The 16,332-nt window shown below is 44.0% G+C and carries 15 protein-coding genes and 1 tRNA gene; all 16 read right to left on the reverse strand.

The features are described from left to right. Nucleotides 1–37: 37 nt before the first annotated feature. Nucleotides 38–120 (reverse strand) — tRNA-Leu (locus T359_RS0101975). An 85-nt stretch (nt 121–205) separates the two neighbouring features. Beyond that, nucleotides 206–805, reverse strand: a complete 600-nt coding sequence (locus tag T359_RS0101980) for an NUDIX hydrolase (RefSeq protein ID WP_242839024.1) — start codon at nt 803–805, stop codon at nt 206–208. Between the two features lie 20 nt (nt 806–825). Further along, complete coding sequence (locus tag T359_RS0101985) at nt 826–1,572, reverse strand: tRNA threonylcarbamoyladenosine dehydratase (protein WP_026516023.1); 747 nt, start codon at nt 1,570–1,572, stop codon at nt 826–828. Then, the gene (locus T359_RS0101990) at nt 1,565–1,870 is read right to left on the reverse strand and encodes a hypothetical protein (protein ID WP_155839952.1); all 306 of its coding nucleotides are present in this window, start codon (nt 1,868–1,870) and stop codon (nt 1,565–1,567) included. The genes T359_RS0101985 and T359_RS0101990 overlap by 8 nt, the downstream gene beginning before the upstream one ends. A gap of 75 nt (nt 1,871–1,945) precedes the next feature. Next, the gene (locus T359_RS0101995; protein ID WP_026516025.1) at nt 1,946–3,601 is read right to left on the reverse strand and encodes a putative manganese-dependent inorganic diphosphatase; all 1,656 of its coding nucleotides are present in this window, start codon (nt 3,599–3,601) and stop codon (nt 1,946–1,948) included. A gap of 103 nt (nt 3,602–3,704) precedes the next feature. Beyond that, nucleotides 3,705–5,435 (reverse strand): ABC transporter ATP-binding protein, encoded by a 1,731-nt coding sequence (locus T359_RS0102000; protein WP_026516026.1) that lies wholly within the window; start codon nt 5,433–5,435, stop codon nt 3,705–3,707. Then, nucleotides 5,432–7,156, reverse strand: a complete 1,725-nt coding sequence (locus T359_RS0102005) for an ABC transporter ATP-binding protein (RefSeq protein ID WP_026516027.1) — start codon at nt 7,154–7,156, stop codon at nt 5,432–5,434. The genes T359_RS0102000 and T359_RS0102005 overlap by 4 nt, the downstream gene beginning before the upstream one ends. A gap of 11 nt (nt 7,157–7,167) precedes the next feature. After that, on the reverse strand, nt 7,168–8,649 hold the full coding sequence (locus T359_RS18995; RefSeq protein WP_081795305.1) for an exo-beta-N-acetylmuramidase NamZ family protein: 1,482 nt from the start codon (nt 8,647–8,649) through the stop codon (nt 7,168–7,170). Further along, a complete protein-coding gene (locus T359_RS0102015; RefSeq protein ID WP_026516028.1) occupies nt 8,646–10,049 on the reverse strand; it encodes an RsmF rRNA methyltransferase first C-terminal domain-containing protein in 1,404 nt (467 codons plus the stop codon). Before T359_RS0102015 ends, T359_RS18995 begins: the two co-directional genes overlap by 4 nt. Nucleotides 10,050–10,160: 111 nt before the next feature. Next, nucleotides 10,161–10,532, reverse strand: coding sequence for a metal-dependent transcriptional regulator (locus T359_RS0102020; RefSeq protein ID WP_026516029.1), 372 nt, complete (start codon nt 10,530–10,532; stop codon nt 10,161–10,163). Between the two features lie 122 nt (nt 10,533–10,654). Continuing rightward, nucleotides 10,655–11,254: a hypothetical protein gene (locus tag T359_RS0102025; RefSeq protein ID WP_026516030.1), complete on the reverse strand. Its 600-nt coding sequence runs from the start codon at nt 11,252–11,254 to the stop codon at nt 10,655–10,657. A gap of 107 nt (nt 11,255–11,361) precedes the next feature. Beyond that, nucleotides 11,362–12,909 carry a ribonuclease Y gene (gene rny / locus T359_RS0102030; RefSeq protein WP_026516031.1) on the reverse strand — a complete coding sequence of 516 codons (1,548 nt, stop codon included), beginning with the start codon at nt 12,907–12,909 and terminating at the stop codon, nt 11,362–11,364. Between the two features lie 433 nt (nt 12,910–13,342). Continuing rightward, on the reverse strand, nt 13,343–13,951 hold the full coding sequence (locus T359_RS0102040; RefSeq protein WP_026516032.1) for a regulatory protein RecX: 609 nt from the start codon (nt 13,949–13,951) through the stop codon (nt 13,343–13,345). 77 nt (nt 13,952–14,028) lie between these two features. Continuing rightward, nucleotides 14,029–15,087: a recombinase RecA gene (gene recA / locus T359_RS0102045; protein ID WP_026516033.1), complete on the reverse strand. Its 1,059-nt coding sequence runs from the start codon at nt 15,085–15,087 to the stop codon at nt 14,029–14,031. A 254-nt stretch (nt 15,088–15,341) separates the two neighbouring features. After that, on the reverse strand, nt 15,342–15,878 hold the full coding sequence (locus tag T359_RS0102050; RefSeq protein WP_026516034.1) for a hypothetical protein: 537 nt from the start codon (nt 15,876–15,878) through the stop codon (nt 15,342–15,344). A 33-nt stretch (nt 15,879–15,911) separates the two neighbouring features. After that, nucleotides 15,912–16,313, reverse strand: a complete 402-nt coding sequence (locus T359_RS0102055) for a GerW family sporulation protein (RefSeq protein WP_026516035.1) — start codon at nt 16,311–16,313, stop codon at nt 15,912–15,914. Nucleotides 16,314–16,332 lie beyond the last annotated feature (19 nt).

Raw genomic sequence — 16,332 nt, forward strand, 5'->3', positions numbered from 1 at the left:
TTCCCGGATTAGGGAGAACGATCAGAAAAAAGAATAGTGCCGGCAGTGGGACTTGAACCCACACGTGGTTACCCACAACAGATTTTGAGTCTGCATCGTCTGCCATTCCGACATGCCGGCAAAAACTGTATTTAATGAAATACAGCTTTTTAAGTTTAGCATAGGCATCCGGTATATTCAAGTAGAAAATTTTCTTCAAACCTTATCACTGATTTCTATGTTTATACAGGAAATACGCCAACATATGGATTGTCTGCTTAAAGTCTCCATGGTAAATGCGATTTACAAGTTCCTGTTCGCTTACAAGCTCAACATTCAAAAACTCTGTATCATCAAGCTCCTGCCCTGTAACCTTATGGCAATTTTGAGCCAAGTAAATATGCACGTTGCTATTTAAAAGCGTTGCATTTGATGGAGTAGTTAAAAGATGTTCCCATTCATCTGAAACGTATCCTGTCTCTTCCTGTAATTCACGCTTGGCAGCTTCAAATGCCTCATCCTCAGTGGCAATCACATTTTCAAAAGTGATATAAGGGACATCACTTTTTTGCTTGTATTCTATTGCACCTGCAGGAAATTCCGTTGTTACATCGTCGATTCCATGTCTGTACTGACGAACGCAGATAAATTTACCATTTTCATCTGTAGCAACAACTACAGAAAAGCTATGCTTGGAGAAATTGTAAACAGGACCTATCACCTCGCCATTTGGCAGCTCATAGTCACAGGCCCTGAAATCTATCCATTCATCCTGAGCTAAATGTTTAGCTCTGATTAATTTCCATGTCAGATCTTTATTATCCAAAGTAATTCTCCGATTCCGATTTATTTATTGATTCCTAAAATGTCCTTGATCACTTCTCCGGCAATGGTAAGTCCTGCCACAGAAGGCACAAAGGATACGCTTCCCGGAGGAAGTTTCTTTCTTCCGGTGGTGTTGTCATCCTCTTCTTCTGAGCTGTCACCCTGGAAAGAATAGTCCGGCTTAAGGGCCTCTTCCTTGGAATATACCACCTTAAGCTTTTTTACTCCTCTCTTTTTCAGCTCTCTTCTCATAACCTTGGCAAGAGGATCCATCTCGGTCTTATATATGTCTGTGACCTGGATCTGAGTGGGATCCAGTTTATTGCCGGTTCCCATGGAACTGATGACAGGAACACCTTTTTCGATGCATTTAACAATGATGTCTATCTTGGCGGTCACCGTATCTATGGCATCTATAACGTAGTCATAGTCCTCAAAGACAAACTCATTACTGTTTTCCGGCAGGTAAAAGCACTTAAATACCTTCACACTGCAATCCGGGTTGATATCAAGGATCCTGTTTTTGCAGGCATCCACCTTGTCCATATCAAGAGTGCTGTGGAGGGCAATGATCTGTCTGTTGAGGTTGGATAAGCAGACTGTGTCGTTGTCCACAATATCTATCCTGCCAACGCCTGCTCTGGCGAGGCCTTCCACCACAAAGCCTCCTACTCCGCCCACTCCAAAAACAAGCACCTTGGCATCAGAGAGCTTTTTTACACCCTCTGCGCCAAGGAGCATAGCTGTTCGTGAAAACTGTTCATTCATAATAAACTCTTTCCAACTCATTTTCTTCCAGGACCTCTGTGTCATTGAACTCGCAGCCCGTGATCACATAGTCCGTTCCCTTAGCTCCCAGCATTCTTCTGCCATAGAGCATGAGATGTACTTTTTTATCCTCAGTCATGTACTCCTCTGACACTTCATCAGCGGAGCCTGACTTCTCCAATACAGATTTAAAATCCCCAAGAAAAGCCGGGATGATAACAGTTCCGATACCCTGGCCATACTTAGGTCCATATACCCCCATAATTTCGTGAAGAAGAATTTTCCGTAGTTCTTCCATACACTTTTACCTCTCATAATAATTGGATGAAGTTCTGCTCTCATCTTCGAAGAGCCAGAACAAAGTAGATTACTTTTATTGTTGGATAGTTTCAACTATTGCAGGAAGCAGCTGCTTCTTGCGGGAAACAACTCCTGCAAGCCTTGCGCTTCCACCACTAACTGTTGTTCCAAAGGCACTGTTTAAGGTATGCTCTGCCTTTGCTCCGGCGTAGACCACCTCTGAGGCCTCTTCGATAATATTGGTAAGCATAAAGAAAAGCATATCCAGTCCGTCATCGGAGGCAACCTTGGAAAGTTCCGGAGAAATCTTCTCCTTGATCTCCACCAGCTCCTCGGCACTCATGGAATTGATCTGTCCGATTCCTATGGTCATATCATCAACAGTAAATTTCTTGAAGTCCTGATGGAGGATCTCCTTGGCTGTCTTGCCGCTGAGGTTGGAGCCCGCATGGAACATCTCCTTGGCAAAGGCTTCAAAATCTATCTCTGCGATGCTTGCCAGTTCCTCTCCTGCCTTCTTGTCTATCTTGGTGCAGGTAGGCGATCTGAACATAAGAGTATCGGAAAGAATAGCCGCCAGTAACAGTCCTGCTATGGTCTTATCTATCTCGACTCCGTATTCCTTGTACATCAGATAAATGATGGTACAGGTGGAGCCAAGAGGCTGATTCCTGAAGAATACAGGGCCAGCGGTCTCAATGGTGCGAAGTCTGTGATGATCAATGATCTCCAGAATCTCCGCTCCGTCGGCGCCGTTAACAGCCTGGTTCTTCTCGTTGTGATCCACAAGAATAAGCTGTTTCTTCTTGGCACCCAGGAAATTTCTTCGGCTGATCATTCCGATATAATTATCATTCTTATCAAGAACCGGGAAGTATCTGTGCCTCATGGAAGCCATTACTTCCTGAATATCTTCAATAAAATCATCCATGTGGAAGCTCACAAGATTATCTGTCTTCATGATGTGTTCCACTGGCATACTCTGGTTTATAAGTCTCGCTACAACGAAGGTGTCATGAGGAGTCATGATGATCTTACAGCCATGCTCCTGAGCCTGGATCTGTATGGTCTTGGCAACGCTTGCTCCCTCGCAGACTATAATGCATCCGGCATTCATCTCAATGGCACAGAGCTGCATATCATATCTGTTTCCGAGAATTACCACATCTCCCTCTTCAATGACATTTTCCATCATATCGGGATTGGCTGCAGCAATTACAACCTTTCCTCTGGTGAGGACATCCTCCACATCTCCCACGATAAGTTCACCGTCCAGGGTCTCTACGATGTTCTTATAGCAAGTGCCTGCCTCTGAAAGAATCTTAGGATCTATAACATCCATATATGTCTCAACTATGTCATTGGTGGTTATAATACCTGACAGCTGATTTCCTTCTGTAACACAGAGGGTCACAACATTGGCATCCCTCATCTTAGCCCAGGCATTTTTAAGGGAAAGATTGGCTGAAGTACCCTCCAGCATACGAATCTCCATGTCCCTTACCTGAGTTCTAACGTCCTTAATATATGCAGGAACTTCCACCCCGAAATGAGAAAGCACGAACTGTGTCTCCTCATTGAGATGCCCGGCTCTGGCTGCAATGTAATCGCCGCCTGTGATCTCCCGCTTGAGATTGGCATAGGTAATGGCCGCGCATATGGAATCCGTATCAGGGTTCTTGTGCCCCATTACCAGAACTGGTCTGTTATTATCCATTTTATATCCCATTCTTAGTCCTCTTCGGTAAAATTAGTTCTCATTCCATCTTAACGCATTTAAACACACTTTATCTACAGTTTTCAATTTTTTTATATTACCATTCACAGTTTTTTCATGCGAACTGGCTGTTGTACAGTTCGTAGTAGAAGCCCTTCTTCTCAAGAAGCTCTCCGTGATTGCCCTGCTCCAGGATATGTCCGTCCTTCATAACCAGGATAACATCAGCTTCTCTGATGGTTGAAAGCCTGTGGGCTACGATAAAGCTGGTTCTGCCCTTCATCATCCTGTTAAAGGCCTTCTGGATCCTGATCTCAGTGCTGGTATCAATGGAGGAAGTAGCCTCATCAAGGATCAGCATAGGAGGAATGTCCAGCATAACCCTGGTGATGCAAAGAAGCTGCTTCTGTCCCTGAGACAGATTGCCTCCGTTCTCGGTGATAACGGTATCATAACCGTCGGGAAGTCTCTTGATAAAGCTATGGGCATGGGATGCCTTGGCAGCCTCTATTATCTGTTCATCGGTATAGCCCTCTCTTCCAAGAGTGATGTTATCACGAACGGTTCCGTTTCTGAGCCAGGTCTCCTGCAGCACCATTCCGTAGCAGTCCCTGATATCTCTTCTCTTGATATCTCTTATGTCGCGTCCGTCTACACTGATGGCACCCTTATCCACATCATAGAATCTCATCAAAAGATTGATAAGAGTGGTCTTTCCGCTACCTGTGGGACCGACAATGGCAACTCTCTGGCCCTTTTTGACCTTGAGGTTCAACTCTTTGATAAGCTCTTTTGTCTTATCATAGGAGAACTCCACGTTGTCAAAAGAAACCTCTCCTTCTGGAGTAAAGTTCTCCGGAGCGCTCTCTTTATCTGCTGTTTCAGGCTTTTCTTCTATGATTGCAAATACTCTCTCTGCGCAGGCGAGAGCATTCTGAAGCTCAGTTACAACGCCTGAAATCTCATTAAAGGGCTTGGTATACTGATTGGCGTAGCTAAGGAAAATGGTAAGTCCGCCCACAGTCATGCCCCCGGCGATACAAACAAATGCTCCGAACAGAGCAACCGCAGCATAAACAAGGTTGTTGACACATCTTGTGCTGGGATTGGTAAGGGAAGAAATGAAAGTTGCCTTAATACTGGTCTTTCTGAGTCTTTCATTTATTTCCCCGAAGGTCTCAAGATTCTCATCCTCATGGGCAAAGGCTTTGACAATTGAAAGATTGCCAACCATCTCATCAACAAAGGCTGTCTGATCAGCCCTGGACTGGCTCTGTTCCTTGAACAGCTTAAAGGATCTGTCAGCAATGAACTTGGCGATAAAAAGTGACAACGGTGTGAGTACCACCACCACTATTGCTATCTTAAAGTTCAGATAAAACATGAAAACCAGGGTTCCGACTATGGTCACAATTCCTGTAAAAAGCTGGGAAAATCCCATGAGAAGACCGTCAGCAAAAAGGTCTACATCTGAGATTATCCTGCTTACGATATCTCCGGTTTGTTTGGAATCCAGATATTCAAAGGGCAAGATCTGAAGCTTGTCAAATGCCTCTTTTCTAACATCTCTTACAACCTGGAAGGTTATCTTGTTGTTGGACTGATTCATGATCCACTGGCATATTGAAATAATGGCAATGGCAATGACCATTCTTATAATTATCGCTGCTATCCTGCCAAAATCCACAGCTCCGGGACCAACGATGCAATCAATGGCATCACCGGCCAGAATAGGTACATACAGCGAAAGAAGTGCTGTAACCACAGCCAGTGTCAAGGATACAAATATCAGAAAGCGATATTTTCCGGCATATTTAAGTACTTTTTTAAGGGTTCCCTTTTTCATACCGCTCCCTCCTTCTTATACTGTGAATCATAAATTTCTCTGTAGAGCTCGCATTCCGCCATCAGTTCTTCGTGAGTTCCGATGCCGGCTGCCTTTCCGTTATCAAGAACAATGATCTTGTCACAGTTAATTACAGAGGATGCACGCTGGGATACGATAAAGGTTGTAGGGGCATTGTCCATTTTAGCAATGGCCTCCCTGAGGTTCTTATCAGTCAGATAATCCAGTGCTGAGGCGCTGTCATCAAGGATAAGGATCTCAGGCTTTCTCACAAGGGCTCTTGCTATGGTAAGGCGCTGCTTCTGACCTCCGGAGAAATTCTTTCCTCCCTGAGCCACAACGTAGTCCAGCTCGTTCTCCTTGCCCTTCACAATTTCCTCAGCCTGGGCAATTCTGAGAGCCTCATAAATTTCTTCATCAGTGGCATCATTTTTGCCCCATTTTATATTGTCTCTTATAGTCCCATGGAAAAGAACAGCCTTCTGAGGCACAATGCCTATCCTCTCCCTGAGGGCTTCAAGGCTGTATTCCTTAACATCTTTACCGTCCAGTATCACACTGCCCTTAGAGGCATCATAAAATCTGGGAATAAGATTGATAAAGGTGGTTTTACCGCTGCCGGTTCCACCGATAACGCCGATCCTGTCTCCTCTTTTTACAGTGATGCTGATGTCTTCAAGGGAGTCCTCACTGTCTCCCTGATATCTCATGCTCACCTTATCAAATACAACATGATCTTCAGTCTTATCAAAGCTCTTTACGGTACCATCCTCCATGGATGACTTAAGCTCAAGAAGCTCCTGTACACGGTTACCGGAGGCAATGGCCTTGGTCACGGTAAGCACCAGATTGGCAAACTTGATAAGCTCCACCAGGATCTGAGACATGTAGTTATAAAGAGCAACTATCTGTCCCTGAGAAAGCTGTCCTTCGTGAACATAGATAGCGCCGCGGTAGATAAGGAAAACCAGCGCCATATTGAGTATTGCATAGGTCACAGGATTCATCAATGCAGTGACAGATCCTACAAACTCCTGAAGATTGAGAAGGGAATTGTTCTTTTCATGGAAGTTCTTTTTCTCCTTATCTTCAAGACCGAAGGCTCTTATAACCCTGACACCGGTGTGATTTTCTCTGGTGAGGCCCAAAAGAACGTCAAGACCGCTCTGGATCTTGCCATATCTTGGGATACTCCAGGTCATGATAAATCCCACAACAGCAAAAAGAAGAATTATTGTAAAAAGAAAAATAAGAGCCTGGCGGGCATCAATGGTAAAAGCCATCACCATAGCGCCAAATACAACGAAGGGCGATCTAAGGAGCAGTCTTATGGTGAGATTGACACCCTGCTGAACCTGATTGACATCGCTGCTCATTCTGGTGATCATGGTTGAGGTTCCAACCTTGTCCATATCTGCAAATGACAGCTTCTGAATATTCTCAAAAAGCGCCTTTTTTACCTTGGCTGCAAAGCCTGCGGCTGCCTTAGCTGCAAAAAACTGTGCTGTGATGGCACTGACGAATCCCACGAAGCAAAGGAGCACCAGTATAAGGCACATATGTATAACATGGGACTTGTCGCCGTTGGCAATTCCCTTATCTATAAGGGATGCGATAACCAGCGGAACCATCAACTCAAAGGAAGCCTCCAGGAGCTTGAACAGCGGTCCCAATATCGTTTCTTTTTTATAACCCTTCAAAAATACCAATAATTTTTTCATATTTTCCTCAATTACTCAAAGTCTGTATATAATAAATATTCCCTGCGCTTTTGCTTAAAGGTGCTTAGTTCATCGGCCCAGGCAGCCTTTATTTCTTCGGAAGAACGCCCTTCTTCTATCATAAGTCTGACAGAATCAGTGCCCATAAGATAATCGATCCAGTAGTGGCCGTCATTATACCTGCTTCCCCAGAATGAAACACTGCTGTCCATTGCGAAAACAGAACGATAAGCATCTATCAGATAATCAAGCTGAATCCCTTCATTTTGGATATCACTTAAGGATAATTCTCTCAGATCTTTTCCAAAGCAAGTTTTATCCTGATACATAGGACTAACGGCACCTTCCATGGACACCGGTGTAAAATTATAATCGTATTCCGGCATATCAGCAAGGTATGGACTTCCATAGGTCTCAAAGGGATTCTCTGTTCCTCTTCCCACAGATACCACAGTATTTTCAAAAAGGCAGGTAGACGGATACAGATACACAGCTCTCATGTCCTTAAGATTGGGTGATGGAGCCTTTATCAGATTATGTCTGGTGTTATGGTCATAGCCAAGGCATGGGATCACAGTCAGGTCACAGGAATCCTTGCCTGATCTGAGCCAGCCTTCGCCGTTTATCATCTGTGCCAGTTCTCCCAGGGTCATACCATGGGCAACCGGAATAGGAAGTTTACCCACATTGGAAATATACTCATCACGAAGAATGGGCCCATCAACAAAAAAGCCGTTGGGATTGGGCCTGTCCAGAATAATCACTGCCTTCCCCTGCTCTGCACAGGCATCCATAAGATCAAACATGGTGATATAGTAGGTGTAAAATCTAAGTCCCACATCCTGAATATCAACCACTAGAACATCAAATTTGTCCAAAGTCTCGTCGGAAACAGCCTTACTGCGGTTATCTTCATAGAGAGAAAGAAGCGGAACACCGGTCTTTGGGTCAATTGAGTCATCCACTCCTTCACCGGCATCCTTGGTTCCTCTAAAGCCATGCTCGGGAGATAAAACGCAGGCTACATCCACGTCCTGTCTGATAAGGGCATCCAGCTCATGTTCGCCGTAGGTCACATCCCCGCCCTGATCATCCTTGCCAAAGTGAATGAGATCAGTCCCCTCCCCGGCAGCATCATAATCAAAGGAACACTCATCCCCCACAATACCGGACTGATTTGAGAAAAGAGCTACTCTCTTGCCTTCAAGAAGAGGAAGGTATTCCTCAAAACGCTCATCCCCAAGAGTCAGAGCTTCTTCGATATTGTCATTATTATTTTCTTCCGCAGATACGTTGTCTGAAGCTTCATCAGCCGCAGATTCCGAAGCTTCTGAAATTTCAGTCGGAGCATCTTCTATGTTTTCAAAAACGCTGCCGGTATCAGCCTCATAAGAAACATTACTTACTTCAGATTCCCCACAGGCAGCGAAAGTTCCTGCGGCAATTATTGAAGCTAAGATAACACCTAGTTTTTTAGAGTATCCTCTTATCATAAATTGATCCTCAGTCCCTTAGGGTAATGGTTCTTGAGCATGCCTCCTGCGGCCTTGGCCCAGCCTATGCTGTAGCCATCCACAAGAATAAGACGCCAGCCCTTTTCCTTTTTATCAAGGCCTCGAAGGGTCTGTCCGTTTAAAAAGGCATCTATCTCAGAGGAGTCTCCCTCAAAGTCCACAGCTGCCTGTACCTCTTCTTTCTTAAGAGCCAGTGCCAGGGCATGGGAAGGTTCAAATCTATCCTTCTTGATGGTTCCCAAATGAAGTCCCGGTCTCATAACCTTGAGGCCATTGGGTGATGGCATGTTCTCCGGAGCCAGATACATCTGATCTCCGAACATAAAGATTGTTCCCTTGAGACTGTCAGAGTCCTTCAAAGTCTCTTTTGCAAACTCTTCAAAAACCTTCTTCTCTGAGTTGGAGGCCTCTTTCACCCTGCCTCCGGGCACGTATCTGTTGTGATCCGAGGAAGGAAGCTTGCCCTCTCTCTTAAGAACACATAAAAAATGACCTTCACCCTTTACCTTATGGGGCCAGAGTCTTACAGTCTTCGAAATCTCTTTAGATAAAGTCTCACCGGCATCAGTCCAGGAAGGTCTTCCGGCCTCCATGCCGCCCACAAGCTGAAGCTGTTCCACATGGAAGTCAGGATGCTTTTTCAAAAACTCAAGGATAGAATTCTCATTCTCATCCACAGAGAAGGTACAGGTTGAATAACAAAGAGTTCCTCCCGGAAGCAGCATTTTCTCTGCACAGTCCAGGATTTCAGCCTGCCTCTCGGCGCAGAGCTTCACATTTTCAGGGCTCCACTCTCCGAAAGCCACCTCATTTTTCCTGAACATACCCTCTCCGGAGCAGGGGGCATCCACCAGAATCTTGTCAAAATATCCATGAAAAACCTCTGAAAGATGCTGAGGTGTCTCATTGGTCACCAGGGCATTCTTTATCCCCAGCCTCTCTATATTGAGGGAAAGAATCTTGGCCCTGTCACGATTTATCTCATTGGTCACCAGGATTCCCTCGCCCTTCATGGCAACTGCTATCTGAGTTGACTTACCCCCGGGTGCCGCACAAAGGTCAAGTATCTTCTCTCCTGGCTGGGGATCAAGGAAATGCACCGGCGCCATGGCACTGGGTTCCTGAATATAATAAAGCCCCGCCTCATGATATGGGTGCTTGCCGGGAGTATCACTGTTTTCATAGTAGTAGCCGTTCTCCTCCCAGGGCACCTGCTCACTACAGGATGGGAACTTCTCTGTAACAGACTTATCAGCCTTAAGAGTGTTGATACGCAAAGCATGATATCTGGCATCATCCCCAAAGCTGTCTATAAACTCATCATATTCTTCATTAGACAGAGAATTTCTCATTCTCTCCTTAAACAATTCCGGTAACATATATCCTCTTTCCATAACTAAAAATCGACGAAAACACTTCTATTAGTATAACACTCTCCCCATAGAAAACGCCACCGCGTGAGCAGTGGCGCACATAAGCAATATTCAGTTTTACTTTTCTTCATGTTCCTTTATATACTTCTTGATTCCCTTAAAGGTCTCATGACTAATGATGTGCTCAATCCTGCAGGCATCTGCCTCAGCGATCTTCTCATTGACACCTGTAGTCATCATAAGGAACTTGGTGATGTTGGTGTGTTTGGCATAAACAGCCTTGGCAGTCTTAAGTCCCTCATCTGTAAGGTTAAGAGAGCCGTCATCCTCCATGACAATAAGTCCGTTTTCCTTGAGAATGCCTACAGCTCTTGAAACACTGGGTCTTGAAAAGCCCAGCTCTGTGGCAACATCTATAGAACGGACAACGCCCTTCTTTTTCTTAAGAAGGTAAATGGTCTCGATATAGTCTTCACCTGATTCGTGCATAACATACCCCCGTACATTATTCTTATTATTCTAATTGTATTGTACGCAACCCAAATATGCAAGAGTTTAATCAGATAAAATATATCACACTTCACATAAGCTATGATTGCTTTTAAGCCAAATCATAATTCATACCAGACACATCTCACCGAATAAATTCTGTTACTATACTCTTTTAATGTAGTATACGTATCTTTAAGCGGGTCCATACAGATATATTCCCCATTTTCAGCGCCTATGATCAGCACAAAATGATGGTAACTAAAAAGAGATTTTCTATGAATCTTCACTATTGGATACCTTCCCTTGGACAGGCATTCGTCTATGTATCCAGCATCTAGGCCGCTATATACTTCCGCATTAAATCCCGGCAACTGATCAATTGCTCCCCACTGCATATTCCCGGCAGCATCAAACACACCGTTTTCAGATAAATAGGTAACCAGTCCTCCTGGAGATAATGGATTGCTGCTACCGGAAATAGCTGAGGCTATACATGTTGTTATACACCCAGACGACTCCATAGTATATTTGGAGTCTCCCAAATGTAATTTTCTCCATCTGTCATCATCCTGTCGGTAATGAACCATTATTTCCGGCACTGGATAATCCACTTCACATTTCACATTAAGGCCACCGCGGTTCTTCACAACCTGTGATATATATACCAACATAAAAATTGCCAAGACTATTCCGCATACAATAATTATTTTTTTACGCATATCCTGTTAGTCCTTCTCCTCGTTGTAACAATCCCCAGAACCTAAAAGAGGCTATCCTTACGGATAGCCTCTCCACTACATTTTCATTTTAATGTGATGCAGCCTGATTACTTTGCATAATCTGTTGCTCTGCTCTCTCTGATAATATTGACCTTGATCTGTCCGGGATATTCCATCTCGTCCTCGATCTTCTTGGCAATATCGCGAGCCATAAGCACCATATCTGCATCTGAAACCTGCTCAGGAACAACCATTACTCTGACTTCTCTGCCGGCCTGAATAGCAAATGAGTGATCAACACCCTTAAAGCTATTAGTAATGTCCTCGAGTTCTTTAAGTCTGGATGTGTAAGTCTCAAGTGTCTCTCTTCTTGCTCCGGGTCTAGCTGATGAAATTGTGTCAGCAGCCTGTACCAGAACTGCAATAAGAGACTGGGGTTCAACGTCACCGTGGTGAGCTTCTACCGCATTGATAACAGTCTGTGATTCTTTATACTTCTTACATATTTCAACACCAAGCTGAATATGTGATCCTTCAAGTTCATGGTCTACAGCTTTTCCAATATCATGTAAGAGACCTGCTCTCTTAGCAACTCTAACATCAAGTCCAAGTTCTGATGCCAGGAGTCCGCAAAGCTGAGCAACCTCAACAGAATGCTTAAGGCAGTTCTGTCCATAACTGGTTCTGAATTTCATTCGTCCAAGAATCTTAACAACTTCCGGATGAAGTCCGTGAACACCTGCCTCAATAGCAGCATTTTCACCTTCCTCTTTGATCTTGGCAGCTACTTCTTTCTGCGCCTTCTCAACCATCTCTTCGATTCTAGCCGGATGAATACGTCCGTCTACAATAAGCTTCTCAAGAGCTATACGGGCAACTTCACGGCGGATAGGATCAAATCCGGAAATAACCACAGCTTCCGGTGTGTCATCGATTATAAGATCAACACCGGTCATTGTCTCAAGGGTTCTGATGTTTCTTCCCTCTCTACCAATGATTCGACCTTTCATCTCATCATTTGGCAGCTGTACTACAGATATTGTTGTCTCGGAAACGTGATCTGCTGCACAACGCTGAATTGCGTTTACAACGATTTCCTTGGCTCTCTTATCTGCTTCTTCCTTTGCCTCAGCTTCCATGTTTTTGATCATGAGAGCTGATTCATGCTTAACATCATCTTCTACGATCTTTAAAAGATACTCTTTTGCCTGCTCGGAGGTTAAGCCAGAGATTTTCTCAAGTTCCTGTACTCTCTGTTCGTTTAGTTTCGCAACCTCTTCACTCTTCTTGTTGATTGCCTCTTCACGGGCATTCAAACTCTGCTCTTTTCGCTCAATCGCTTCGGATCTCTTCTCGACGTTTTCCTCTTTCTGCTGAACTCTTCTTTCAGAACGCTGAACCTCATTTCTTCGGTCTTTGACTTCCTTCTCAAGATCGTTACGAGTTTTCAGTGCCTCTTCCTTTACTTCAAGAAGTTTCTCTCTCTTCGTATCTTCAGCAGTCTTGAGTGCTTCGTCAATAATCTTTCTTGCCCTCTCCTCAGCGCTACCGATCTTACCCTCAGTTACCTTTTTCTGGTAAGCAGTGGATAAAAACCATGTCACACATGCAGTCAGGAGAAGGGTTACTACTACTGCAATAACAGTACCGATCATTACAGGAGCACCTCCTTATTCAATTTTCATTGTACAATATTTTGTATATCAAGCATTGAAAATGCCTAGTCATATACAATTTTACAACATATAAATTTTACCTTTTCTATGATGTAGTGTCAAGGTAGCACTTCACAATTTCGTCATAATTTAGGCTTCTATATTAAGGGTTATGACAAATTGAAAAATAACCACAGGAAATTTTATCCTTCTCAGATTTAAACTTTCATTTTCAAATCAATTTGGCATTATTTTCTATTCCCACCAAAAACTCATTATGATATAAATATCACTAACGTAAAAACGTTTTATGAAGGGAGAGATAATATTGTCAGCAACAGATAGCAACGCACTGCTTTCACAGGCAGAAATAGATAAGCTCATCAAGCAGATGGAGGAAGAAAAGAAAGCTCAGTGAAACGGCTGATCCTTTTCACATCCTGTCCATTTCATGCCTGATGGCATCCATTGAATAGCCACGTCTCAAGAGAAAAGCCATCACCTTCTGCTTTTCCTTGAAATCCATATTTTTGTCAAAATGCTTTTTTATGAGGAGCTTCTGAATCTGAACCGACTCCACATCCTCCTCAGACTCCTCATAAATCTCAAGCATCAATTTCTCACAGAGATCCTTACTGATTCCCTTACCGCTTAAATCCTGAATAATTCGCTGTCTGCTGCGAAGTTCCATATGATAGGTTATGTAATCCCTGGCAAAACGCTCATCATCCAAATATCTGTAGGACTTCACATATTCAATTGCTGCGTCCATACACTCTGAGGAGTACATACCCTCTGAGAGCTTGTCCCGGAGCTGTTTTTCAGTATAATCTTTCTTCTGTAACAGATTCATAGCCCTCTTGGTGGCACGCTTGGGAAGTAGGTCCTCAGTGATGATCCTATAAGTAGCCGGATCCAGTTCCTGATCGGCCTTGATCTTATATTCTCGAAGCTCGGTGTTATAGAGAACAAAGGCAAATTCTCCATCAATAAATACCTTACTTCTCTTTTTGTCCAATGCTGAAATATCTGTAACTATCATAGTTCACCTATATTTTGTGATATTAGTATAATCCCCCGGCCAGCCAAAGCTTCCGGGGGTAATTTGCCGAGTACTGATTATTTAGATTTCTTCTTAGGTGCCTCTGTTGCTTCATCAGCAGCTGCAGATGAGCCACCCTGTACAGGAAGTCCGTAATGCTCTCTGACTCTCGCATCGATGTCAGCCAGGATAGCCGGATTGTTCTCGAGATAAAGCTTGGCATTCTCACGTCCCTGGCCAATCTTCTCTCCGTTGTACTGATACCATGCACCGCTCTTGTTAACGATATCGCAGTTAGCTGCAAGGTCCAGGATATCTCCGGTTGCTGAGATTCCCTTACCGAACATGATATCGAACTCAGCCTCCTTGAAAGGAGGAGCAATCTTGTTCTTAACAACCTTAACCCTTGTACGGTTACCGATGTTCTCACCGTTCTGCTTGATAGCCTCGATTCTGCGGACATCCATACGAACTGATGAATAGAACTTCAGAGCACGACCACCGGTAGTTGTCTCAGGGTTACCGAACATAACACCAACCTTCTCTCTGAGCTGGTTGATGAAGATAACAGTACAGTTGGACTTGCTGATAACTGCTGTAAGCTTACGAAGAGCCTGGGACATAAGTCTCGCCTGAAGACCTACATGTGAATCGCCCATGTCTCCATCGATCTCAGCCTTGGGAACAAGAGCTGCTACAGAGTCAACAACTACGATATCAATAGCTCCGGAGCGAACCATGGTCTCTGTGATCTCCAGAGCCTGCTCACCGCTGTCAGGCTGTGAAATGTAAAGGTTGTCTACATCTACGCCGATGTTCTTGGCATATACAGGGTCAAGAGCATGCTCAGCATCGATAAATCCTGCGATGCCGCCTCTCTTCTGAACTTCTGCAATCATGTGAAGAGTAACTGTGGTCTTACCACTACTCTCAGGTCCATATATTTCAACAATACGTCCCTTAGGGATACCGCCAAGTCCAAGGGCAATATCAAGGCTAAGAGATCCTGTGGGAATAGTCTCAATGTTCATGGTGTCTGATGAATCACCAAGTTTCATCACAGCACCCTTTCCGAACTGCTTCTCAATCTGTCCAAGTGCTGCTTCAAGTGCTTTTTGTTTTTCTTCTCTTTCCATACTTTTCTCCTTTTAAGAACGCCTGTTCGTTATAATAAAATAATAAAACAGATGTTCGGTTGTGTCAACATAAATTTTTCATATTTTTTCAAACAAAAATACAATTTGAAAATTCCGGCAGAAACGCCGATAAAATCGCTGCTCCCCGGCAGCTGAAAAGACAAAAACGATTAAAACATACATGAGTCATTGTCCAAGGATATGAACAATGACTCGTATACATTATCATATATAATTCTGATTTGCAAGCTGTGTCAGTTGATCATGCCCATGTTGTACTGCCTGCAAAGATCATCATATTCCTGATTGATAAGTCTCACCATCTCGGCATCTCCACAGATATTGTCCGGATGGAACATCTTCATAAGATCCTTATATCTCTTTTTGATGGCCAGTGGATTGTCAGCTCCTCTGAAGAGAAGATCCATGGCATCATACTCGTTCTCACGCTGGTATGATTTCTCTCTTTCGAGTCTTCTGAACTCGGCATCGATTCTCTTCCTGTCGCTGGTAAGCTGATCAAATCCGTTGTTCAGAATAGCAAGTCTCTGGTCAAATAATGCCTTGTCGTTGTTAAGCTTCTTGTTTGCAGTCTCAAGTTTGCGCTCAGCAGCATCCATTCTGTTCTTGAAGGCTATCTCATCAGCCTCAAGTCTGGCATATCTCTCAGCCAGAGAACTCTCCATATTTTCAAGACGAACACTCTCCTTAAACAGCCAGAGGCGAAGCTCCGCCAGTTCGTCCATACTCCCATTTGCAATTACTTCTTCAATCTTTCTCATATCTTCCATAAGGAACCCCCGCCTTCTGGACCTGAAACAGTATTACTCTTCTTCCTTCTTTTCCTCAGGAAAAGCGATATCTACCGCAGCCTCATCATCCATAAGGTTTTCTTTCTTGGCTGTAAAACGATCGGCAATATCAGGCACCAGATCAAGGATCTTGGTCACTGCATCCTGATTCTTGATATTAACAAGCTTGGTTGAACCATTCTTGATAACAAGAACCGCACTTGGTGACATCTTGGCACCAAAGCCGCCTACTCCGCCATTCTTTTTCTCTGCAACGCTTGATCCTGCACCTACGCCAAAAGACACATCCACAAGAGGAAGGATGATAGTATCACCAACCTGTGTTGCCTCTCCCACAACAGTCTTAGATGCCAGTACAGAATTCATTCCTTTAAGTAAAGACTCTACAACGCCGTTAAAATTGTTCTCTCCCATCATAGCCTCCAAAAACATT

The sequence above is a fragment of the Butyrivibrio sp. MC2021 genome (genome assembly GCF_000621605.1).
Classification (GTDB): domain Bacteria; phylum Bacillota; class Clostridia; order Lachnospirales; family Lachnospiraceae; genus Butyrivibrio.